This window comes from Staphylococcus sp. HMSC059F04, assembly GCF_001812565.1.
GTDB classification, from domain to species: Bacteria; Bacillota; Bacilli; order Staphylococcales; family Staphylococcaceae; genus Staphylococcus; species Staphylococcus lugdunensis.
The window spans coordinates 90,072-114,070 of the sequence record NZ_KV809468.1 but is presented as its reverse complement, the minus strand read 5'-3'; the positions used below and the strand labels follow the sequence as shown (position 1 = coordinate 114,070).

The window sequence follows — 23,999 nt, the reverse complement described above, 5'->3', positions numbered from 1 at the left end:
ACCTCATAAAATCACTATATAGAAACGTATGTTCTGTGTTAAAATGAATTTAATAAAGGAGCGTGGCTATATTTATGGAATTTAATACATATATCGGAAGAGCTGGGACCGGCAAATCCTATCAAATGATTAGTGACATTAAATCAGAAATGAAACGCCAACCTCTTGGAGACCCGATTGTACTCATAGCCCCTACTCAAAGTACCTTTCAGTTGGAACAAGCTTTTGTAAGCGACCATGAATTGTATGGAAGTCTTAGAACAGAAGTACTACATTTTGAGCGATTAAGCCATCGTGTGTTTCAAGAAGTAGGTGGCTTATCAGAAGAACGCTTATCTAAATCAGCCATGGAAATGACGATTTATGATATTGTTCAAAATCACCAACAGGAATTAAAGCTTTATCATTCTCAAGCTAAATATTATGGCTTTAGTGAGAAATTAGCAGAACAAATACAAGATTTTAAGAAATATGTTGTAACACCTGAGGATTTGCAATCGCTTGTGACACAACATTCATTACCTACACGCATGCAACATAAATTAGAAGATATTGCATTAATATATAATGCTTTTGAGCGTCAAATTGCTGGACGTTATATCACATCAGAAGATAAGCTGAAGCAATTCATTAATGTTATGCCACAGTCACAATGGTTGAAGCGTGCTGAAATTTATATAGATGGTTTCCATAACTTTTCATCATTAGAGTACGACATTATCAAACATTTAGTGAAGTATGCTAAGAAGGTAACTGTACTTCTAACAACTGATGGAAATACTGATCCATTTAGTCTATTTAGAAAGCCATCTGAAGTATTACAACATTTAGAAGAAATTGCAGCAGAATTAAATATAACTTTAAATCGCAAACATTTTAACCAACAACATCGATTTACTAATCATGATTTGGTGCACTTAGAACAAGAATTTGATGCTTTACAAATTAATCCAATCCAACAACAAGGTCACATTCAAATACTTGAAGCAGCAAGTATACGAGAAGAAGTCAATGAAGTTGCACGACAAATTATTAAAGCGACGCGTGAGCAACACTTAAGGTACCAAGACATAGCTATACTGTATCGAGATGAAAGCTATGCATATCTACTAGCATCTGTCCTGCCACAATTTGACATCCCATTTCATATTGATATAAAGAAATCTATGACACATCATCCTATCATGGAAATGGTGCGTTCATTAATAGAAGTCATGCGTACAAATTGGAGTACAGATGCTATGCTGCGCTTATTTAAAACAGATATCTTAACATACCAAATAAAAAACAGCAGTTATCTTATTGATTTATTAGAAAATTTTGTATTAGAACGCGGTATCACTGGGAAACGTTGGTTTGATGAATCTCGATTTCAAATAGAACATTTCCAGAAAATGGGGCGTAAAGAACATCAGCTTACACCTGAAGAACAGGAAACCTTTGAAAAGGTTGTGCAACTAAAAGATGATGTGGTTCATAAAATTCTCTATTTCGAACAGGCGATGAATGATGCGCATACTGTCATTGATTATGCTACGGCATTTTACGAAAGCATGGAATATTTTGAACTGCCTAATCAATTAATGACTATACGTGATACGTTAGAGGCTGATCATCGGTATGAAGAAGCAGAAGAAATTGATCAAATTTGGAATGGCATCATTCAAATTTTAGATGATTTAGTCACAGTATTTGGAACGACTGAGATGTCATTACAACGTTTTAACGAAGTACTAGATATTGGTTTAGAACAGTTAGAATTTGCCATGATTCCTCAAACGCTAGATCAAGTATCAATAGGGAGCATGGATTTAGCTAAAGTAGACAACAAGGCTAAAGTATTTATGGTTGGTATGAATGATGGCGTGATACCTCAACCGATTGCTTCTACGAGCTTAATATCTGATGAAGAAAAGAAATTTTTTGAAACACAAACTCATATTGAGTTGAGTCCAACATCAGATGTTTTGCAGATGGATGAAGCATTTGTATGTTATATAGCAATGACACGTGCGACACAACAAGTAACTTTTTCGTACAGCTTAATGGGTAATTCTGGCGATGAAAAAGAAATCAGTCCATTTTTGTCTCAAATTAAGCAGCTTTATACAAACATGCAGATAGATAATTTAAATTATGTTCATGCGCAACAACCATTATTACTCGTTGAACATGGCCATCAAACTAAAATTCATTTATTTGAAGCTTTACGTGCATGGCTTGATGATGAAATCGTTGCAGATACATGGATAGACACGTATCAAGTCATGCGAGATGATGCACAATTAAATGATGGACTTGATTATTTATTAACGTCATTAACTTATGATAATCACACTGTACAATTGAGTGATCCATTGGCACAGCAATTATATGGTAAAGCGATTAATGCCAGTGTGTCACGTTTTGAAGGATATCAACAATGTCCATTTAAACACTATGCTTCTCATGGGTTACGCTTAAATGAGCGTACGAAATATCAATTGCAAAACTTTGATCTTGGTGACATTTTTCATTCTGTATTAAAGTACATTTCTGACAGAGTTAATGGTGATTTTAAACATTTAAACGCTAAGACAATCAAACAGCTGACTTCTGAAGCACTTGAAGAAATTTTACCGAAAGTTCAATTTAATTTATTAAATTCTACAGCTTATTATCGCTATTTATCGCAGCGTATTGGCGCCATTATAGAAACAACACTTGGCGCATTAAAATACCAAAGTAGATATTCTAAATTTAAGCCACAACGCTTTGAAACCGGATTTCGTCGCAAGCCTCATCAAGATGACCTTATGGCCGAATCACTTCAAACAACTCAAGGCATTCCGATTAATATAAGAGGACAAATTGACCGCATAGATACCTACACTGAAGATGATCAAAGTTATGTGAATATTATTGATTATAAATCGTCAAAAGAAAGTGCAAAGCTAGATTTAAAGAAGGTTTACTATGGTTTACAAATGCAGATGATGACATATATGGATATTGTCTTGCAGAACCATGAACGGTTAGGATTATCAGACACAGTTAAACCAGGGGGATTGCTGTATTTTCATGTGCATGAACCTCGCATCAATTATAAACATTGGACTGATATTGATGATGTTCAGTTAGAATTAGATTTTAAAAAAGCGTTTAGAATGAGTGGATTAGTAAATAGCTCAGAAGAAGTGTTAAATGCTTTAGATTTAAGAATGGAACCAAAATTTGTGTCTGATATCATACCCGTGGGAAAAACAGCTAAAAACACTATAAATCAGCGAGGCAGTCAAGTCGCTGATGAAGCGACAATCATGAAGTTTATTGAGCATAATAAGCGTAACTTTATTGAAACTGCATCTAATATTATGGCAGGACATACAGAAGTGGCGCCATTAAAATATAAACAAACTTTACCTTGTCAATATTGTAGCTATCAGTCTGTTTGTCATGTTGATGGCATGATTGATAGTAAACGATATCGTACAGTTGATGAAACAATTAACCCTATTGAAGAAATCAAAGAGGCAGTTAAAGATGGAGGTGACGATGCATGATACCAGTCAAGCCCGAAGGGGTAATTTGGACAGATGCGCAGTGGCAAAGTATATATGCTAAAGGTCAAGATGTGTTAGTTGCGGCCGCTGCCGGCTCAGGGAAAACGGCAGTTTTAGTAGAAAGAATTATTCAACGTATCATCAGAGACAATGTTGATGTTGATCGATTATTGGTGGTTACTTTTACTAATTTAAGTGCACGTGAAATGAAACATAGGGTAGAACAACGCATTCAAGAAGCAGCACTTGAAGATCCTAATAATACGCATTTAAAGAATCAACGCATAAAGATACACCAAGCTCAAATTTCTACATTGCATAGTTTTTGTTTAAAGCTAATACAACAGCATTACGATGTGTTAGATGTTGATCCTAATTTTAGAACGAGTAGTGAAGCAGAAAACATCTTACTGTTAGAACAGACCATAGATGAAACTTTAGAACACTACTATGATGTGTTAAACAGCGATTTCATTGAACTAGCAGAGCAATTGTCTAAGGATAGAAATGACGATGACTTTAGAACAATCATTAAATCTCTTTATTACTTTAGTATTGCGAACCCCAATCCTTTTGAATGGTTAACCCAATTAGTGAAACCATACCAAAATGAAGCACAACAAGACAACTTGTTACAATTGTTGACAGATTTGTCGCGTATTTTTTTACGTGCTGCACAAGAGGCTTTAAGTAAAAGCTATGAAATATTTACTTTAGCTGAAGATACGGACAAGCAAATAGCTGTCATTGAAGATGAAATGGCTTTTATGACTAAAGCCTTTGATGGAGATATGATACAAAGTGATGTAATTGCAAATCATGAATTTGTAAGTAGATTTCCTGCATTGACTAAAAAGATAAAAGAAGTAAATGAAACTATGGGTGATGCACTTGTTGAAGCTAAAGCATATTACGATAAATATAAATCGCTTGTATCCAAAGTCCAAGCAGACTATTTCTCACGCAGTGCGCAAGATTTAAAGCGAGATATGCAAAGGTTGGCACCACGAGTAAATATATTAGCAGACATTGTTAAAGACGTTATAACTGCATTTGGTCAAAAAAAACGAAGTCGTAATATCCTAGACTTTGCTGACTATGAGCATTTTGCGTTACAAATATTAACAAATGATGATGGCTCACCTTCTCATATCGCGGAGATGTATCGCGAACAGTTTGCTGAAATATTAGTAGATGAATACCAAGATACCAATCGCGTACAAGAACAAATATTATCCTGCATTAAGACCGGTTCAGAAGCAGACGGTAATTTATTTATGGTAGGGGATGTCAAGCAATCTATTTACAAATTTAGACAAGCAGACCCAAGTCTATTTATTGAGAAATATCAACGTTTTAATGCAGAGGGTAACGGCACAGGTATACGCATTGATTTGTCGCAAAACTTCCGATCTAGAAAAGAAGTGTTAAGTACCACTAACTATTTATTTAAGCACATGATGGACGAAGAAGTTGGTGAAATTAGTTACGATGATGCTGCACAATTATATTATGGTGCGCCATTTGATGAGGTGGATCATCCAGTAGAGCTGCGTACATTGATTGAAGCAAATAAAGAACATAGTGAACTAAATGGCTCAGAACAAGAAGCTGAATATATTGTTAAACAGGTGAAAGATATTTTAGAAAATAAGCGTATATTTGATATGAAAACGGGTCACTATCGTCAACCAACATATAAAGATATTGTTATTTTAGAACGTAGTTTTTCGCAAGCTAGAGACTTGCAACAAGCGTTTAAAGATCATGACATACCCTTTCACGTGAACAGTAGACAAGGCTATTTCGAACAAACGGAAGTGCGATTAGTTTTATCATTTTTAAGAACAATAGATAATCCTTTACAAGATATTTATTTAGTAGGATTGATGCGTTCGGTCATCTATCAATTTACCGAAGATGAATTAGCTAATATACGTGTCTTCAGTCCTAATGATGATTATTTCTATCAATCTATTGTGAACTATATTAACCATGATTTGGCTAATAAAAAATTAGTAAAGAAACTACAAAATTTCATAGCTGATATTAAAATGTATCAGATTTATAGTCAAAGTAATCCAGTTTACCAACTCATAGATAAGTTTTATCATGACCATTATGTTATCCAATATTTCAGTGGTTTGATTGGTGGTAAAGGACGACGGGCCAATCTTTATGGATTATTTAATAAGGCTATCGAATTTGAAAATTCTAGTTTTAGAGGACTTTATCAATTTATTCGTTTTATAGATGAACTGATTGACCGCGGCCAAGATTTTGGCGAAGAAAATATCGTAGGTCCTAATGATAACGTCGTTAAAATGATGACCATTCATAGCAGTAAGGGCTTAGAATTTCCATTTGTTATTTATTCAGGATTAACAAGAGAATTTAATAAGAAAGATTTACGGGAACAAGTTATCTTAAACCAAAAATATGGTTTAGGTATCGATTATTATGATATTGATAAAAATATGGCATATCCTTCACTGTCATCTGTTGCTTATAAAGCAATAACAGAAAAAGAAATGATATCAGAAGAAATGCGTTTAATTTATGTGGCATTGACACGTGCAAAGGAACAACTTATTTTAATTGGCAGACTTAAATCCACAAAAAAACTTGAAGAGTACGAAAAATTAGCTATTTCAGGTTCACATATAGCTATTAATGAGCGTTTGACGGCAGAACATCCTTTTGAACTTATTTATGGTATTTTGTCGAAGCATAAGTCCTATGAACTGACACCGGATTTAATGTTCGAAAATGATATTGCAAATTTAGCAGAAAACATAAGACCAAACGTAAATATCATTATTGATTATTTTGAAGATATTATTGAAGCTAATCATCAAGATATGAATGAGCAGCGTTCTATTTCGGATCTTAATACGTTGGATACAGGCAACGATGATATTAAGGCGAAAATTACGCAAAAGCTTAAGTTTAAATATCCAAACGTGATTAATACCACTAAGCCTTCTAAGCAATCCGTATCTGAATTAAAACGACAACTGGAAACTGAAGAAAGCAATACGAACTACGATCGCGTTCGACAATATCGCATTGGTGTTGCGACATATGAACGGCCAAGATTTATGCGTCATGTTACGAAGCGTAAAGCCAACGAAGTAGGAACATTAATGCATACTGTCATGCAACATTTGCCTTTCAAACCTGAGCGTATGACAGAGGAAGCATTGGAGCAATATATTGATCATTTAATCACACAACAAATTATTGAACATGATGCTAAGAAAGACATTAAATTTCCAGAAATAATGACGTTTATTCAAAGTGATTTATATCTTGAAATCGCAGAAGCTGAACAAATTTATCGTGAATTACCTTTTGTTGTAAATCAAGCAAAAGTTGATAATATATCAGATAACCATGAAGACGTAGCGATTATTCAGGGTATGATTGATCTAATTTATAAGAAAGATAATCAATATTACTTTGTTGATTATAAGACAGATGCTTTTAATAGACGAAAAGGTATGACAGATGAAGAAATAGGAGAACAACTTAAAGAAAAATATCGCATTCAAATGCAATATTATAAAAATGCTTTAGAAACCATGCTCCATACTGAAGTAAAAGGTTCTTTATATTTCTTCCAGTTTGGTAGATTATCCATATAGTTCAGTCCAATCAAGATTTTTAAAGCGAAATTATTTGAACAAGGTTTGTCATAATGTATGAGCTAACTTTTGAAATTTTCGGACATATATATTTGTGATTTTAAGAAAATTATAGTTATAATATGAGTTAAGATATAGATGAGGAGTTGATAATGAATGAAATTCTTGTCATTCAAACATGAAGACGTCACATCTTACGGCGTGAAAGTAAAACGTGAAGATGCGGTTTGGGATTTAACAAAAGTATTTGCTGATTTTGCAGAAGGGGATTTTCATCCTAAATCATTATTAGCGGGCTTACAACAAAACCAAACGTTAGATTTTCAAGAACAAGTACGAAAAGCTGTTGTTGCTGCAGAAGATAGTGGCAGAGCAGAGGATTATAAAATAGCATTCAAAGATATTACATTTTTACCACCAGTGACACCGCCAAATAATGTTATTGCTTTTGGGAGAAACTATCAAGATCATGCGAGCGAACTTAATCATGAAGTCCAACGCCTCTATGTATTTACAAAAGCAGCTTCATCGTTAATCGGCGATAATGCTACAATTCCGAATCATAAAGATATTACAGATCAATTGGATTATGAAGGTGAACTTGGTATTGTTATTGGTAAATCAGGTGAGAAAATTCCTAAAGCTTTAGCGCTAGATTATGTCTATGGGTATACTATTATCAATGACATTACAGATCGTAAAGCGCAGGATGCTCAAGACCAAGCATTTTTATCTAAAAGCTTAACGGGTGGTTGCCCTATGGGACCATTTATTGTGACTAAAGATGAATTACCAACACCGGAAAATGTAAATATAGTGACTAAAGTAAATAATGATATCCGTCAAGATGGTAATACAGGAGAAATGATTTTAAAAATTGATGAATTAATTGAAGAAATTTCAAAATATGTCGCATTACATCCAGGTGACATTATTGCAACTGGTACACCGGCTGGGGTTGGAGCTGGAATGGAGCCACCACAATATTTACAACCTGGCGATGAAGTAAAAGTAACAATTGACAATATTGGTACGTTAACAACATATATTGCAGAATAAGTTAGTGTGTAAACATATAGTTATAGAGGTTAAGATATAAATCGTCTCTTACTTAATAACAAATCAGTCTGGGACATCATTATGTTTTAGGCTATGAAATATATATTAGCAGTCGTTGACTGGATTAAAAATACGCTTATACTAAGCTTTTTTCAATCCTAGTCAACTTGCTGGGGCGGGACTACGAATTCATTATGAATTGTGTCCCGCTCACATTTTTGTTATTGAAATTATCGTTTTAACGTGAAAAATTCATATTCTGTATTTAGTGATGAATTGTAGAATGAATGGTTCCATGAATATTGTACTTTAGTCTATGATTTCAAAGGCTTGTTTCCGCTGTTTTGCAGGTGCCAGACCTTTTTAATTATGATTTGATGCACATGTATTGTTATAAATGTAAATGATGATGAATACAGTAGAGTGATAAATATGTTATATTTATTTAAGTAATTATTGATATTTTTTAGTGGGGGGGATAAAGTTTTGTTACATGTACATATTTTAAGCTGGGTGCTTGCGATTATAATGTTTATAGTGACATATCTTAATTATTCAAAAACACAAGGTGGGACGCCTACAGCTAAACCATTACATATGGTGTTGAGGGTTGTTATTTTGCTAACGTTAATCTCTGGATTTTGGATAATTATTAAAGAATTTGCAAGTGGTGGAGGCAACCACATGTTATTGACACTCAAAATGGTATGTGGCATAGCAGTAGTTGCTTTAATGGAAGTAACGATCATAAAACGTAAAAAGCATGAATCAACACAAGGATTATTTTGGACGACAATTGCATTAATTGTGATTACAATCATTTTAGGAATTATTTTACCACTTGGTCCATTAACCAAAATGTTCGGATTAAGTTAAATAATCATTTGATAGAAGAGATTGGTACATTATCTCTAGAAAACAGGATAGGATATAAATCTCAAGATAATAAGCACAAAGATGGTTTGAAATTCAACATCATCTTTGTGCTTATTTTTAGCTTCAATACTTCGTAATAATGGCTCGCTTTATATGCTAGATTTAATTAATCGTTGCCTAAAATTTTTAAAGATTACGTGCTTTGTAGCCCAACATATTTATTAAATCTTTGGGATGACTATAAGGTGGCGCATAGGCGACTTCAAATTCGGTAAGTGCATCAATTGTTAAGTCATTCATCATGGCCATTGACAGCACGTCGATGCGTTTATCCACACCCTGTTTTCCTACTGCAGCAGCACGAATGATTTTACGATTATTTGTATCAAAGTAGGCACGTAGATGCAATTTATCATTTCCTGGGTAATAGCCAGCATGTGTTCCACCAGTAATTTCAACCATTTTATAGTCAAAATGCTTCAATTCACTAGGCTTTATACCTACACTGGCGAATGAATAATCAAAAAATTTAACAATATTTGAGCCTAAATAGCCCTTAAAAGTAATATTTGAATTCCCAGCAATTTGTTCAGCAATAATACTAGCCGCACGATGGGCTCCCCAAGCCAATGGGACTTGTGCAGGGAGATTTACATGGCGATAATGTGATTTTATCACATCTCCAAGCGCATAAACATTGCTAATATTTGTCTCAAATTTATCATTTACTGGAATAAAACCTTGTGTATCTAGTTGGATATTTGAAGACTCAAGGAATTTAGAATTTGGATGTGTTCCTACGCCTTCTATAACAATATCATATTGTTCAGAGTGACCTGATTTAAAGTGAACGATTGAGCCGTCAATATCATCGATTTCTTCATTAAATCGATATGGTATTTTATGTTTGTTCAGCATTTCCAAAATTGGCTGATTCATGTCGCTATCCATCAGTTTATTAATATGTTCAGAGCGATGGATTAATGTGACATCTAAACCACGATGATATAAATTTTCAAGAATTTCTAAAGCAATATAACCCGCACCAACTATAAGTGCACGTTGTGCGTGATGGTTTTTAATATATTTGTCTATTTGGTCAGTATCTTCCATATTGCGAAGTGTAAAAACCATAGGACTATCGCTGTTGAGTTTGTTAGCATTTGCACCTGGGCTGAGAATCAATTTATCATACGCTGCTTCAAAGGTTTGATTTTTCTGTCGATCTCGGACGGTTACAATATTGCGTTGCGTATCGACGGCGACAACTTCATGGTATGTTTTAACATCAATGTTTTTATCTTCTTTAAATGAGCTTGGGGTAATAGGTAATAATTGATCTCGAGATGAAACAATTTGACCTAGATAATAGGGTAAGCCACAATTAGCAAAGCTCATATCACGATCTCGCTCAAATATTGTAATCTTACAGTCATTATCTAATCTTCTAATTTGACTTGCACAGGTAGCGCCACCAGCTACAGCACCTACTACAATCATTTTTTGCATGTCTTCATTCTCCTTAAATATAATGTACTGAATGCATTATCCTTAATAGTTATATCCTAAATCAAAAAATTCATTTAAATAACGACCAATGCCATCGCTATTGTTGTCATGAGTAACGTGGTTTGCAACATGTTTTAATTCATCTAGTCCATTATCCATGGCAACACCAAATTTCGCATATTTAATCATTTCTAAATCATTATCTTCATCACCAAAAGCGATAATTCGAGATGTTGGCACATTCAAATAGTCTTTAACAACATCAATGCCACGTGCTTTACTTATACCCCGTTTTACTATTTCAATGACAGGGAATGGTGCACCCCAACGACGATGTTCAATATTTTCAGCATAAAACCGTGTTAACATTTGCTTAATGCGATTAATATGAATTTCCTCAGCTTCCACAAGTAGAGATGTTGGCGGTGTGTCAAGAGAATTTAATAGATTACCCGTTTTTATTTTAGGATTACCCATAGAAAAACCTTCGAATAATCGAGGATCTTCATTATTGATAAAAACATGATCTTGTACTTCGGCAATAATATTTGTTACGTTTGCTTGTTGTAGTACCTCGATGACACTTTTAGCGATGTCTAAATCTAAAACTTCATGAATTGTGTCAAATTGAGCATCTTTTGGATGATGTACGAAAGCACCATTGAAATTAACAATAGGTGTTTCTAAATTAAGTTCATGATAATAAATTTGACTTGCGCGATAGGGACGACCTGTCGCGATCATGATATGGTGTCCAGCCTTTTGCAATTCCGTTAAAATTTCCTTTGTATAAGGGCTGATTTCTTTATCATCTGTTAGTAATGTGCCGTCCAAATCGAGGCATATTAAATAAGGTTGCATATAGTTCTCCTCAAACATTTTTCATTTTATTAGTATCATAGCATTTTATTGGCGTTTTGTCGGATATTTGATATATTAGTATACAGACAAATATTGAGAGGTGATACTCGTGGAAGAAGCTTTAAAAGATAGTATCCTAGGTGCTCTTGAAATGGTAATCGACCCTGAATTAGGTATTGATATCGTGAATTTAGGTTTAGTATATAAAGTAGATGTAGATGAAGAAGGATTATGTACAGTTGAAATGACTTTAACATCGATGGGGTGTCCTTTAGGGCCACAGATTATTGATCAAATTAAAACCGTGTTAGCAGAAATTCCAGAAATCCAAGATACTGAAGTTAATATTGTATGGAATCCACCATGGAATAAAGACATGATGTCTCGCTATGCCAAGATTGCCCTTGGTGTGGGTTAATTGAGATATAAATTAAATAAAGAACACTAATTTCTTGATGTTATGAAGTTAGTGTTCTTTTTCTTTAAATACTAGTAAAACTGATATCAAACGCTACAAGCAAAAATTAAAACCAAAAAGTTGAGTGTAATAGTTGCGTAAAGGCAAAAGAGCGACTATAATATAGTTAAGGTCAAAGAAAGTCAAAGTCAAAATTTGGCCAACTCTGATAATGTAGGGGTGAAATAATTGGACATTAACCAAATGACACACGCACTTCAAGGTGCGTTACAACGTGCTGTTGAATTAAGTAAAACACATGAATTACAAAATATTGAAATAGAAGCCATTTTAAAAGGCGCATTAGAACAACCGGACAGTTTAATCAAAAGCATCTTAGAACGTGCAAATATCGATGTTGATAAGCTTGAAGCAGATTATGCTGAAAAGTTACAAAGCTATCCAAGTGTACAAGGTGACAATATACAATATGGTCAATATATTAGTGCAAAAGCCAATGAATTAATGACTAAATCTGAACATTATATGAAAGCATACGAAGATGACTATATCTCTATGGAACATGTACTCAGAGCCGCTATGGATATAGATACAATCATGCAACAAACAATAGAGAATAAACAAGTTGTCATTAAAGAAATAATAAAAAAAATTAGAGGGGGAAATCACGTGACTTCTCAAAATCCTGAAGTAAATTATGAAGCATTAGAAAAATATGGTCGTGACCTTGTAGAAGAAGTTCGTCAAGGTAAAATGGATCCTGTTATTGGTAGAGATGAAGAAATTCGTAATACAATTCGAATTTTAAGTCGTAAAACTAAAAACAATCCGGTATTAATTGGTGAACCAGGGGTAGGTAAAACTGCTATTGTAGAAGGTCTTGCCCAACGAATAGTCAAAAAAGATGTACCTGAATCTTTGTTAGATAAAACGATTTTTGAGTTAGACTTAAGCGCATTAGTTGCAGGGGCAAAATATCGTGGTGAATTTGAAGAACGTCTTAAAGCTGTATTAAAAGAAGTAAAAGATTCAGATGGACGTATCATATTATTTATTGATGAGATTCATATGCTTGTTGGAGCTGGAAAAACAGATGGCGCCATGGATGCTGGTAACATGTTGAAACCAATGCTAGCTCGAGGCGAATTACACTGTATTGGTGCTACAACCTTAAATGAATATAGAGAATATATTGAGAAAGACTCAGCATTAGAACGTCGTTTCCAAAAAGTAGGCGTGAGCGAACCAGACGTAGAGGACACAATTTCTATTTTACGTGGTTTGAAAGAACGTTATGAAGTTTATCATGGTGTTAGAATCCAAGACCGTGCACTTGTAGCTGCAGCGGAATTGTCTGACCGTTATATTACAGATCGTTTCTTACCAGATAAAGCTATAGATTTAGTCGACCAAGCATGTGCAACAATTCGCACAGAGATGGGATCAAATCCGACTGAATTAGATCAAGTGAATCGCCGTGTTATGCAGTTAGAAATTGAAGAAAGTGCCTTAAAAAACGAATCTGATAACGCAAGTAAACAGCGATTGGAAGAATTACAAGAAGAATTATCAAATGAAAAAGAAAAACAAGCGTCATTACAATCACGTGTTGAACAAGAAAAAGAAAAAATTGCCAAAGTGCAAGAAAAACGTGCCGAATTAGATCGTAGTCGTCAAGCTTTAGAAGATGCACAAACTGAAGGTAATCTTGAAAAAGCTGCCGAATTACAATACGGTAAAATACCACAACTAGAAAAAGAATTACAAGAATTTGAAGATGCTTTCCAAGACGAACAAGGCGATAGCGAGCGCATGATTCGCGAGGTTGTGTCTGATGAAGAAATTGGCGATATAGTAAGTCAATGGACAGGTATACCGGTATCTAAATTAGTAGAAACAGAAAGAGAAAAATTATTAAGTTTAAGTGATATCTTGCATGAACGTGTTGTAGGTCAAGATAAAGCTGTTGATTTGGTATCAGATGCTGTTGTAAGAGCACGTGCAGGTATTAAAGATCCTAATAGACCAATTGGTAGTTTCCTTTTCTTAGGACCTACTGGTGTTGGTAAAACAGAATTAGCTAAATCACTAGCAGCATCATTATTCGACTCAGAAAAACATATGATTCGTATTGATATGAGTGAGTATATGGAGAAACATGCTGTATCTAGATTGATTGGTGCCCCTCCAGGCTATGTAGGACATGATGAAGGTGGACAATTAACAGAAGCGGTTAGACGTAATCCTTATTCAGTTATTTTATTAGATGAAGTTGAAAAAGCGCATAGTGACGTCTTTAATGTGTTATTGCAAATCTTAGATGAAGGTCGGTTAACTGATTCTAAAGGACGTAGCGTAGATTTTAAAAATACAATTATTATCATGACTAGTAATATTGGTTCCCAAATTCTTCTTGAAAATGTAAAAGACACAGGTAGCATTACTGAAGAAACTGAAAAAGCGGTTATGGATAGCTTGCATGCTTTCTTTAAACCAGAGATTTTAAACAGAATGGATGATATTGTATTATTTAAACCATTATCAGTTAGTGATATGAGTATGATTGTTGATAAAATCATGACGCAATTAAACATTCGCTTAATGGATCAACGCATTTCAATCGAAGTATCAGATGCGGCTAAACAATGGTTAGGAGAAGAAGCATACGAGCCACAGTTTGGTGCTAGACCATTAAAACGATTTGTCCAACGGCAAATTGAAACACCTTTAGCACGTATGATGATTAAAGAACACATGCCGGAAGGTACAAACGTGTACGTTGATATCAATGACCAACAAGAATTAACATTCGATGTTCAACGACCAACAGATAAATAAAGAGTTAAATATTAAAGCCGAGAAAGTGAAAATTAAGTCACTTCCTCGACTTTTTTATTATAGATTTAATTAGATGATTTGCTAGTTTTAAATAATAATGTATAAAAAAACGACAAAGTCCAGAACCTTGTCGACAATTGAGATATAACGGTATTATTTTTTTGAATGTTCTACTTCACGTGGTGCTTCATTCATAGAGCTAATAAGAATTACAAATAAAGTGAAAATAACTGCAATAATTACTGGTGTAATGAAATTTAGCGTACCACCACCATTTAAACTATTCAATACAAAATTAACCATTTGTAATAAAATTAAAGACCAAATAAATGTTACGAGGTGTCTCATGAATGTTTTTACCTCCACTCTTAATATATAATACTATTGTAGTCTATCATTGATTATTTGTATAGTGACAATCATATGATACCGTTGCATTTTTTGAATAAAATGATGTAATTTTCGATATAACGTGATAGCAATAATCGCATTTTGAATGATTTAAAAGGTATCTGCTTGAGTTTAATAGAGACAAATGTTAAATTAATACCTGGTATTAAAAAATGAAGTAAGAGGGTGTCATCCATGAACGTGGGTATCAAAGGTTTTGGGACATACTATCCTGAAAAAGTAATCGACAATGCCTATTTTGAGCAATTCTTAGAAACATCAGATGAATGGATTTCTAAAATGACAGGTATTAAAGAAAGACGTTGGGCTAGAGAAGATCAAGACACATCTGATCTAGCATATGAAGCAAGTAAAAAAGCTATTGCAGATGCAGGTTTAGAACCGTCAGATATAGATATGATTATCGTAGCTACAGCTACGGGGGATATGCCTTTTCCATCTGTAGCAAATATACTGCAAGACAAACTAGAAACAGGTAAAATACCAACTATGGATCAATTAGCTGCTTGTTCTGGTTTTATGTATTCAATGATTACCGCAAAACAATATATACAATCAGGAGATTATCATAATATCTTAGTTGTAGGTGCTGATAAGCTATCAAAAATTACTGACTTAACAGATCGTTCAACAGCTGTATTATTTGGAGATGGTGCCGGTGCTGCCGTTATTGGTGAAGTTTCTGAAGGTAGAGGCATTATCAGTTATGAAATGGGTTCAGATGGTAGCGGTGGAAAATACTTATACCTAAACCAAGAAAATGGTAAATTAGTAATGAATGGTCGTGAAGTATTTAAGTTTGCGGTTAGAATTATGGGTGAAGCGTCAAAACGTGTGGTTGAAAAAGCAGGATTAAAATCTGAAGATATTGATATGTTTGTGCCACACCAAGCAAATATTAGAATTATGGAATCAGCACGAGAACGTCTAGGTCTCGATAAAGACAAAATGAGTGTATCTGTTAATCGATTTGGTAATACTTCCGCAGCTTCCATACCTCTTAGTATTAATCAAGAATTAGAAAATGGCAGAATTAAAGACGATGATACATTAGTATTAGTTGGTTTCGGTGGCGGTCTAACTTGGGGCGCTATGGTTATCAAATGGGGAAAATAGGAGGAAATAATGTATGAGTGAGAAAAATAGAGTGGTCATCACTGGTATAGGTGCACTATCTCCAATTGGTAATGATGCACATACTTCTTGGAATAATGCACTTAAAGGGGTAAACGGTATCGATGAAATTACTCGAATTAATACCGACCCGTATAACGTGAAATTGGCTGGAGAATTAAAAGATTTTAATATAGAAGACTACTTAGATCGCAAAGAAGCGCGTCGAATGGATCGCTTCACCCAATATGCAGTTGTAGCAGCACGTCAAGCATTGGAAGATGCACAATATGAAATTAACGATGATAATGCGGCGCGTATTGGCGTATGGATTGGTTCGGGTATCGGTGGTATGGAAACGTTTGAATATGCGCATAATCAATTATTAGAAAAAGGTCCTAGACGTGTAAGCCCATTTTTCGTACCGATGCTAATTCCGGATATGGCTACTGGACAAGTTTCGATTGATACTGGTGCAAAAGGCCCTAACGGTTCAACAGTGACCGCATGTGCTACAGGTACAAACTCAATTGGTGAAGCATTCAAAATTATCCAACGTGGTGATGCAGATGCAATGATTACTGGTGGTACAGAAGCGCCAATAACTGACATGGCAATTGCAGGATTTAGCGCTAGCCGTGCATTATCAACAAATAATGACAGAGAGACTGCTTGCCGACCTTTCCAAGAAGGGCGCGATGGTTTTGTCATGGGTGAAGGTGCAGGCATTCTGTTTATTGAATCATTAGAATCTGCACAAGCGCGTGGCGCAAATATTTATGCAGAAATTGTAGGTTACGGAACAACTGGCGATGCTTATCATATTACTGCGCCAGCACCTCAAGGTGAAGGCGGTTCAAGAGCAATGCAAGCTGCATTAGATGATGCAGGTATCGAAGCAAAAGATGTTCAATATTTAAATGCACATGGTACAAGTACGCCAGTAGGTGATTTGTTTGAAGTTCAGGCAATTAAAAATACCTTTGGTGACGCTGTGAACAACTTGAAAGTAAGTTCAACTAAGTCAATGACTGGACACTTATTAGGTGCTACGGGTGGCATTGAGGCAATATTCTCAGCGTTGTCTATTAGAGACTCTATAGTTGCACCAACAATTCATGCAATGACACCTGACCCTGAATGTGATTTAGATTTTGTACCAAATGAAGCACAAGATTTAGAAATTACGCATGCTATGAGTAATAGCCTTGGATTTGGTGGCCATAATGCTGTACTTGTATTTAAAAAATTCGAAGCATAAAAATTAAAATAAAAAGCTTTCTTGTTATGAGATAATAGCAAGAAAGCTTTTTATAGTAATAACGATATAATGATTGAAATAATAATATAAATAAGGGAAATGATTAACAGAGGGACGAGCCAATCAAATATTGGGTAGTCTTCTTTTTTTACGTGCTGTGGATTGAAAAATTCATCATCTTCAATCATTGTACGCTTTTTCTTCGAAGATAATTGGTATTTTAGTCTTCTAAATCCAAAACTTGTTGCATCAAAAATGCCTTCTTGAATGATTAAGAGAAGAAATAGCGTGATAAAACATATGGTAGCAATGATGAATAAATTATTTAAATAATTGATTAGTGTGTGCTGACGACATAACCAGACAATGAATGAAATTAAAGGAATAAGTAATAGTCCCATTCCAAAAGTGTATTTTTGTTTCATCTTTTCACTCCGCTTTCGTATGTTATATCAGTTTACCGCACTTATTCACAAAGATAAATACATAATCCATATTTAGAAAAGCTAACGTTATTTAAAGTTACCAGTTAAAAGATTTTCTTAATAAATTGTGAAACTATATTGCAATTATATGAAAAAAGTATATATAATGTTATTAAATATTTCTGAATATTTTGAAGGGAATGTTAATTTCGACAATTAATTAGGGGGGATTAGATGTCAAAGTATGTATTAAAACGATTAATGTATATGTTTATTTCGCTCTTTATTATTATCACGATTACCTTTTTCTTAATGAAATTAATGCCGGGTTCACCATTTAATGATGCTAAATTAAATGCTGAACAGAAGGCGATTTTAAATGAAAAATATGGTTTGAATGATCCAGTAGCGGTGCAATATTTACATTATTTAAAAAATGTTGTTACTGGCGATTTTGGCTATTCATTTCAATATCATAATCAGCCTGTATGGGATTTAATAGGGCCACGATTAATTCCATCCATGGAAATGGGGATAACAGCTATGATTATTGGTGTACTGTTAGGTCTTATTTTAGGTGTAGCCGCAGCAACAAAGCAAAATACATGGGTTGATTACACAACAACAGTTATTTCTGTTATTGCAGTATCAGTTCCTTCTTTTGTGCTGGCTGTATTACTTCAATACGTTTTTGCAGTTAGATTGCGGTGGTTTCCAGTTGCAGGCTGGGAAGGATTTTCAACAGCCGTATTACCGTCTCTTGCATTATCTGCGAGTGTGATGGCAACAGTAGCGCGCTATATTAGAGCAGAAATGATTGAAGTATTAAGCTCAGATTACATATTGTTAGCGCGAGCAAAAGGTAATTCATCTATGCGTGTGCTTTTCGGACATGCATTACGCAATGCTTTAATACCGATTATCACGATTATTGTGCCAATGTTAGCTGGGATTTTAACTGGCACACTTACAATAGAAAATATTTTTGGGGTACCTGGATTAGGGGATCAATTTGTTAGATCTATAACTACAAATGATTTCTCAGTTATTATGGCCACTACTATTCTATTTAGTACACTATTTATAGTATCAATATTTATTGTGGATATTTTATATGGAATGATAGACCCACGAATTCGTGTTCAAGGGGGTAAAAAACAATGACACAAAATATAGACAAGTCACTTGATGATCAATCTAATGCTGCTATGACGCATACGTCAGAAGGTATTATGGCCACTGATTTTGTTATGCGTGACATCGACTTGAACAAAGAACCAGAAATGCAACGCGAGAGTAAGAATTTTTGGCAAGATGCATGGGCACAGCTTAAGCGTAATAAACTTGCGATTGTAGGAATGATTGGGCTGATTCTCATTGTTATACTTGCGTTTATTGGACCGATGTTAAGTCATCATGATTATGCGGAACAAGATGTTAATCGCCGTAATCTACCAGCTAAAATTCCAGTGTTAGATAAAGTATCTTTTTTACCATTTGATGGCACAGGTTCTGACGGGTCAAATGCATATGATAAGGCAAAAGTGAACGAAAACTTTTGGTTTGGTACAGACCAACTCGGTCGTGATTTATGGACCCGTACATGGAAGGGTGCCCAAATTTCCTTGTTTATTGGGATTGTCGCTGCTATTTTAGATATTTTCATAGGCGTTGTATATGGTGCCATTTCGGGATTTTTTGGCGGTAGAGTAGATAATGTTATGCAACGTATTCTTGAAATTGTTGCTTCTATTCCTAATTTAATCGTAGTTATTTTGTTTGTATTGATTTTTGAGCCTTCTATTTGGACGATTATTTTAGCAATGTCGATTACAGGATGGCTAGGCATGAGTAGGGTTGTGCGAGGAGAATTTTTAAAATTAAAAAATCAAGAATTTGTGATGGCTTCAAGAACACTTGGTGCTTCAAAATTCAACTTAATATTCAAACATATTTTGCCTAATACATTAGGAGCTATTGTTGTTACATCAATGTTTACAGTTCCTAGTGCTATTTTCTTTGAAGCATTTTTAAGCTTTATAGGAATTGGAGTGCCTGCCCCACAAACGTCACTAGGTTCACTAGTCAATGATGGTCGTGCGATGTTGCTCATACATCCACATGAATTATTCATACCAGCCACAGTACTAAGTTTATTGATTTTATTCTTCTATTTATTCAGCGATGGATTACGTGATGCATTTGATCCTAAAATGCGTAAATAAAGGAGGCATATGAGATGTCAGAAAGAGTATTAGAAGTGAATGATTTGCATGTTTCCTTTGATATTATCGCTGGGGAAGTGCAAGCCGTTAGAGGTGTAGATTTCTATTTGAATAAGGGCGAAACTTTAGCCATCGTAGGTGAATCAGGTTCTGGAAAATCTGTGACTACAAAAGCAATTACGAAATTGTTCCAAGGGGATGCCGGAAGAATTAAACAGGGCGAAATTATTTTCTTAGGGGAAGATTTAGCACAAAAGTCAGAAAATGAGTTGATAAAATTACGAGGTAAAGATATTTCGATGATCTTTCAAGATCCAATGACATCACTGAACCCTACAATGCAAATAGGCAAACAAGTCATGGAACCACTAATTAAGCATAAGCATTTTAGTAAATCGCAGGCAAAGAAACGCGCGCTAGAAATACTCAATTTAGTTGGATTACCAAATGCAGAAAAAAGATTTAAAGCATATCCTCATCAATTTTCAGGTGGACAACGACAAAGAATTGTTATAGCTACCGCTTTAGCATGTGAGCCTAAAGTATTAATTGCCGACGAACCAACAACGGCTTTAGACGTAACAATGCAGGCTCAAATTTTAGATTTAATGAAAAAGTTACAACAGAAAATTAATACGTCAATTATATTTATTACTCATGATTTAGGTGTTGTAGCGAATATTGCTGATAGAGTTGCCGTGATGTATGGTGGTCAAATGATTGAAACTGGGGATGTGGATGAAATATTTTATGATCCTAAACATCCTTATACATGGGGGTTGTTGTCATCAATGCCAGATTTAGATACTAAAAATGATACACCATTGGTTGCAATTCCAGGCACTCCACCCGACTTATTAAATCCACCACAAGGCGATGCGTTTGCGCGTCGTAGTCAATATGCATTAGATGTTGATTTCAAAGCCGAACCACCATGGTTTAAAATTTCTCCTACGCATTTTGTGAAATCGTGGTTGTTAGATGAGCGCGCGCCTAAAGTTGAACCACCAGAAATGGTTCAGAAAAGGGCTCATAACATGCCTAATAATTACGACAAGCCACTAAAAGTAGAAAGGGTGTCGTTTAATGAAAAATAAAGATATTTTACTAGAAGTTAAACACCTTAAACAATATTTCAATGAGGGTAAACGAAATGAAGTAAGAGCCATAGAAGATATTTCATTTAATATTTATAAGGGTGAGACATTAGGGCTTGTTGGAGAATCAGGTTGTGGTAAATCAACGACTGGAAAAGCAATTATTAAATTAAATGAAATTACCAGTGGTGAAATTATGTATGATGGCGTAGATATTCAAAAAATAAAAAATAGGAAAGACTCACTACGATTCAATAAGAAAATTCAAATGATTTTTCAAGATCCATATGCATCATTAAACCCACGTTTAAAAGTTATGGATATCGTAGCAGAAGGCATAGATATTCATAAAATGGCAGTAAATAAACGTGATCGCAAGAAACGTGTCTATGATTTGCTTGAAACGGTAGGGTTAAGTAAAGAACATGCGAACAGATATCCACATGAATTCTCTGGTGGTCAACGCCAACGTATCGGCATTGCTCGTGCATTAGCAGTAGAACCAGAATTTATTATTGCCGATGAACCAATATCAGCACTGGACGTATCTATTCAAGCACAAGTCGTAAATTTAATGCTGAAGTTACAACAAGAACGAGGTATTACATTCTTATTTATTGCACATGATTTATCGATGGTTAAATATATTTCAGATCGTATTGCTGTCATGTATTTTGGGAAAATAGTTGAATTAGGACCTTCTGAAGAGATATATCATCATCCACTACACGATTACACAAAATCTTTACTTTCAGCTGTTCCTCAACCTGATCCGGAAAGTGAAAGAACAAGAGAACGTGTTGCTTATATCGCTGATGATAACCTTGATAATGATAGAACATTAATGGAAATACGGCCAGAACATTATGTTTTTGTGACAAATGAAGAAGCAGAACAGCTCAAGACACAGTCAATGGTTAGTCATACTTAAATTTAGGGGAAGGGGGAATAAGAACATGAAAAAGTTGATGTCGATACTTGCATTTTTCTTAGTTACAAGCACTGCACTTACTGGGTGTGGCAATAAAGAAAGTTTATATTCCGACAAAGGAAATGTGTTTAGAAAAGTTTTAACTCAAGATATGTCTTCACTAGATACAGGATTAATTACAGAAGAAATATCATTTGAAGTTACAGCGCAAGCCTTTGAAGGATTATATGTACTTGGACGTGGAGACAAAGCAGAATTAGGGGTAGCCCAAGATTTTCCTAAAAAATCAAACGGCGGAAAGACATTGACAGTTAAGTTGAAAAAAGATGCGAAATGGTCAAATGGAGATCCTGTCACGGCGCAAGATTTTGTTTATGCTTGGAGAAAGGTAGTTAATCCTAAAACAGGGTCAGAATTTGCGTATATTATGAATGATATCAAAAATGCATCACAGATTAATACAGGAAAAAAGCCAGTTAAAGACTTAGGGATTAAAGCTTTAGATAGTCATACTTTAAAGATAGATTTAGAAAAACCAATTCCATATATTAACCAATTATTAGCTTTAAACACATTCGATCCACAAAATGAAAAAATTGCCAAAAAATATGGTGAAAGTTATGGAACAAAAGCTAACAAAGCAGTTTATAACGGACCTTTTAAAGTTGATCAATGGAAACCAGAAGATAAAATAATGTTGTCAAAAAATGATAAATATTGGGATAGAGATAAGGTTAAACTAGATAAAGTAAATTATAAAGTACTTAAGGATCAACAGGCTGGTGCTTCCTTATACGATACGGGTTCAATAGATGATACAACGATTACTGCTGATCAAGTTAATAAATATAAAAAATCAAGTGGTTTAAAATATCGTTTAACTTCAGGCACCTTTTTTATTAAAATGAATGAAAAAGAATTTCCAGCTTTTAAAAATAAAAATTTAAGGTTGGCTATCGCACAATCTATTAATAAACAAGGCTTTGTAGATTCAGTTAAAAACAACGGTTCTACACCTGCTAATACTTTTACTGCTAAAGGCGTTGCAAAATCCCCAAACAATAAAGATTTTGCAAGTACTATAAATTCAGAATTAAAATATAATCCAAAATCTGCTAAGTCACATTGGGATAAAGCTAAAAAAGAATTAGGAAAAAATCAAATTGCTTTTTCAATGAACACAGAGGATACACCAGATGCTAAAATAGCAGCTGAATATATAAAATCACAAGTTGAAAAAAACTTGCCAGGTGTAACACTAAAAATAAAACAATTGCCATTTAAACAAAGAGTAAATTTAGAATTAACTGAGAATTTCCAAGCATCATTAGGTGGTTGGTCTGCAGATTATCCCGATCCAACCGCATATTTAGAAATTATGACGACAGGAAACGCACAAAACAATACAGACTGGGGTAATAAAAAATATGATAGTTTGATAAAATCGGCTAAAGGTGATTTATTGCAGAAAACAAATGAAAGATATCAAGCAATGAAGCAAGCAGAAGAATTATTGTTAGATGATGCGCCAGTAGCACCAATATATCAAAAAGGAGAAGCACACTTGATGAATCCTCAAGTGAAAAACTTTTACTTCCACAAAGTTGGCCCAAACTATTCATTAAAACATGTATATATTGATAAATCGATTGATAGAGAAACAGGTAAGAAGAAATAAATAATATTTACCTACCATTACCTATAAATTGAAGTTCTACTAGGAAAAGTTGTGAAATTAATATGAAAAAGGCGAGAATAGTCATAACGACTAAATTATCGCCTTTTT

At 34.4% G+C, this 23,999-nt stretch carries 17 protein-coding genes; 13 read left to right on the top strand and 4 right to left on the bottom strand.

The annotated features are described in order from the left end of the window. Positions 1-74 precede the first annotated feature (74 nt). From addB to HMPREF2864_RS05430, 4 genes are all read left to right on the top strand, one after another. A complete protein-coding gene (gene addB / locus HMPREF2864_RS05445) occupies positions 75-3,542 on the top strand; it encodes a helicase-exonuclease AddAB subunit AddB (RefSeq protein ID WP_070544911.1) in 3,468 nt (1,155 codons plus the stop codon). After that, complete coding sequence (gene addA / locus HMPREF2864_RS05440) at positions 3,539-7,189, top strand: helicase-exonuclease AddAB subunit AddA (protein WP_070544910.1); 3,651 nt, start codon at positions 3,539-3,541, stop codon at positions 7,187-7,189. The genes addB and addA overlap by 4 nt, the downstream gene beginning before the upstream one ends. A gap of 156 nt (positions 7,190-7,345) precedes the next feature. Continuing rightward, positions 7,346-8,248 carry a fumarylacetoacetate hydrolase family protein gene (locus HMPREF2864_RS05435; RefSeq protein ID WP_002459533.1) on the top strand — a complete coding sequence of 301 codons (903 nt, stop codon included), beginning with the start codon at positions 7,346-7,348 and terminating at the stop codon, positions 8,246-8,248. Between the two features lie 486 nt (positions 8,249-8,734). Further along, positions 8,735-9,124, top strand: a complete 390-nt coding sequence (locus HMPREF2864_RS05430; RefSeq protein ID WP_002478432.1) for a YisL family protein — start codon at positions 8,735-8,737, stop codon at positions 9,122-9,124. Between the two features lie 186 nt (positions 9,125-9,310). Here HMPREF2864_RS05430 and HMPREF2864_RS05425 read toward each other — a convergent pair whose 3' ends face one another. Further along, positions 9,311-10,633: a CoA-disulfide reductase gene (locus tag HMPREF2864_RS05425; protein WP_070544909.1), complete on the bottom strand. Its 1,323-nt coding sequence runs from the start codon at positions 10,631-10,633 to the stop codon at positions 9,311-9,313. Between the two features lie 42 nt (positions 10,634-10,675). Then, positions 10,676-11,494, bottom strand: a complete 819-nt coding sequence (locus tag HMPREF2864_RS05420; protein ID WP_002478430.1) for a Cof-type HAD-IIB family hydrolase — start codon at positions 11,492-11,494, stop codon at positions 10,676-10,678. A 109-nt stretch (positions 11,495-11,603) separates the two neighbouring features. On the opposite strand from HMPREF2864_RS05420, the gene HMPREF2864_RS05415 reads away from it, so the two are divergent. Both HMPREF2864_RS05415 and clpB read left to right on the top strand, forming a co-directional pair. Continuing rightward, positions 11,604-11,912 carry a metal-sulfur cluster assembly factor gene (locus tag HMPREF2864_RS05415; RefSeq protein WP_002459529.1) on the top strand — a complete coding sequence of 103 codons (309 nt, stop codon included), beginning with the start codon at positions 11,604-11,606 and terminating at the stop codon, positions 11,910-11,912. A 228-nt stretch (positions 11,913-12,140) separates the two neighbouring features. Beyond that, positions 12,141-14,750 carry an ATP-dependent chaperone ClpB gene (gene clpB / locus HMPREF2864_RS05410; protein WP_070544908.1) on the top strand — a complete coding sequence of 870 codons (2,610 nt, stop codon included), beginning with the start codon at positions 12,141-12,143 and terminating at the stop codon, positions 14,748-14,750. Positions 14,751-14,903: 153 nt separating this feature from the next. On the opposite strand, the gene HMPREF2864_RS05405 is transcribed toward clpB, so the two are convergent. Further along, entirely contained in the window at positions 14,904-15,098 is a 195-nt protein-coding gene (locus HMPREF2864_RS05405) for a YjzD family protein (RefSeq protein ID WP_070544907.1), read from the bottom strand. Positions 15,099-15,335: 237 nt separating this feature from the next. Between HMPREF2864_RS05405 and HMPREF2864_RS05400 the strand changes: the two genes are divergently transcribed. Together HMPREF2864_RS05400 and fabF are read left to right on the top strand one after the other, a co-directional pair. Further along, on the top strand, positions 15,336-16,277 hold the full coding sequence (locus HMPREF2864_RS05400) for a beta-ketoacyl-ACP synthase III (protein WP_002459525.1): 942 nt from the start codon (positions 15,336-15,338) through the stop codon (positions 16,275-16,277). A gap of 13 nt (positions 16,278-16,290) precedes the next feature. Next, entirely contained in the window at positions 16,291-17,535 is a 1,245-nt protein-coding gene (gene fabF / locus HMPREF2864_RS05395; protein WP_070544906.1) for a beta-ketoacyl-ACP synthase II, read from the top strand. A gap of 50 nt (positions 17,536-17,585) precedes the next feature. Here the strand turns inward: fabF and HMPREF2864_RS05390 are convergent, their stop codons facing one another. Then, the gene (locus HMPREF2864_RS05390; RefSeq protein WP_002459523.1) at positions 17,586-17,960 is read right to left on the bottom strand and encodes a DUF3899 domain-containing protein; all 375 of its coding nucleotides are present in this window, start codon (positions 17,958-17,960) and stop codon (positions 17,586-17,588) included. A gap of 234 nt (positions 17,961-18,194) precedes the next feature. Between HMPREF2864_RS05390 and opp3b the strand changes: the two genes are divergently transcribed. Genes opp3b through HMPREF2864_RS05365 form a run of 5 tightly spaced genes read left to right on the top strand, consistent with a single transcriptional unit; the run spans position 18,195 to position 23,891 of the window. After that, the gene (opp3b, locus tag HMPREF2864_RS05385; protein ID WP_002459522.1) at positions 18,195-19,124 is read left to right on the top strand and encodes an oligopeptide ABC transporter permease; all 930 of its coding nucleotides are present in this window, start codon (positions 18,195-18,197) and stop codon (positions 19,122-19,124) included. After that, positions 19,121-20,185 carry an oligopeptide ABC transporter permease gene (gene opp3C / locus HMPREF2864_RS05380; RefSeq protein WP_002459521.1) on the top strand — a complete coding sequence of 355 codons (1,065 nt, stop codon included), beginning with the start codon at positions 19,121-19,123 and terminating at the stop codon, positions 20,183-20,185. The genes opp3b and opp3C overlap by 4 nt, the downstream gene beginning before the upstream one ends. Positions 20,186-20,199: 14 nt before the next feature. Next, on the top strand, positions 20,200-21,282 hold the full coding sequence (locus HMPREF2864_RS05375) for an ABC transporter ATP-binding protein (RefSeq protein ID WP_070544905.1): 1,083 nt from the start codon (positions 20,200-20,202) through the stop codon (positions 21,280-21,282). Beyond that, positions 21,272-22,213 (top strand): ABC transporter ATP-binding protein, encoded by a 942-nt coding sequence (locus HMPREF2864_RS05370; protein WP_002459519.1) that lies wholly within the window; start codon positions 21,272-21,274, stop codon positions 22,211-22,213. The genes HMPREF2864_RS05375 and HMPREF2864_RS05370 overlap by 11 nt, the downstream gene beginning before the upstream one ends. Positions 22,214-22,238: 25 nt before the next feature. After that, positions 22,239-23,891, top strand: a complete 1,653-nt coding sequence (locus HMPREF2864_RS05365) for a peptide ABC transporter substrate-binding protein (RefSeq protein WP_070544904.1) — start codon at positions 22,239-22,241, stop codon at positions 23,889-23,891. The last annotated feature ends 108 nt before the right edge of the window (positions 23,892-23,999 follow it).

Excerpts from the sequence above, each read along its gene's own strand:
- HMPREF2864_RS05390 (WP_002459523.1), bottom strand. The coding sequence starts at position 17,960 with ATGAAACAAAAATACACTTTTGGAATGGGACTATTACTTATTCCTTTA.
- addA (WP_070544910.1), top strand. The coding sequence starts at position 3,539 with ATGATACCAGTCAAGCCCGAAGGGGTAATTTGGACAGATGCGCAGTGG.
- HMPREF2864_RS05370 (WP_002459519.1), top strand. The coding sequence starts at position 21,272 with ATGAAAAATAAAGATATTTTACTAGAAGTTAAACACCTTAAACAATAT.
- HMPREF2864_RS05400 (WP_002459525.1), top strand. The coding sequence starts at position 15,336 with ATGAACGTGGGTATCAAAGGTTTTGGGACATACTATCCTGAAAAAGTA.
- fabF (WP_070544906.1), top strand. The coding sequence starts at position 16,291 with ATGAGTGAGAAAAATAGAGTGGTCATCACTGGTATAGGTGCACTATCT.
- HMPREF2864_RS05425 (WP_070544909.1), bottom strand. The coding sequence starts at position 10,633 with ATGCAAAAAATGATTGTAGTAGGTGCTGTAGCTGGTGGCGCTACCTGT.
- opp3C (WP_002459521.1), top strand. The coding sequence starts at position 19,121 with ATGACACAAAATATAGACAAGTCACTTGATGATCAATCTAATGCTGCT.
- opp3b (WP_002459522.1), top strand. The coding sequence starts at position 18,195 with ATGTCAAAGTATGTATTAAAACGATTAATGTATATGTTTATTTCGCTC.
- addB (WP_070544911.1), top strand. The coding sequence starts at position 75 with ATGGAATTTAATACATATATCGGAAGAGCTGGGACCGGCAAATCCTAT.
- HMPREF2864_RS05375 (WP_070544905.1), top strand. The coding sequence starts at position 20,200 with ATGTCAGAAAGAGTATTAGAAGTGAATGATTTGCATGTTTCCTTTGAT.
- HMPREF2864_RS05365 (WP_070544904.1), top strand. The coding sequence starts at position 22,239 with ATGAAAAAGTTGATGTCGATACTTGCATTTTTCTTAGTTACAAGCACT.
- HMPREF2864_RS05420 (WP_002478430.1), bottom strand. The coding sequence starts at position 11,494 with ATGCAACCTTATTTAATATGCCTCGATTTGGACGGCACATTACTAACA.
- HMPREF2864_RS05435 (WP_002459533.1), top strand. The coding sequence starts at position 7,346 with ATGAAATTCTTGTCATTCAAACATGAAGACGTCACATCTTACGGCGTG.
- HMPREF2864_RS05405 (WP_070544907.1), bottom strand. The coding sequence starts at position 15,098 with ATGAGACACCTCGTAACATTTATTTGGTCTTTAATTTTATTACAAATG.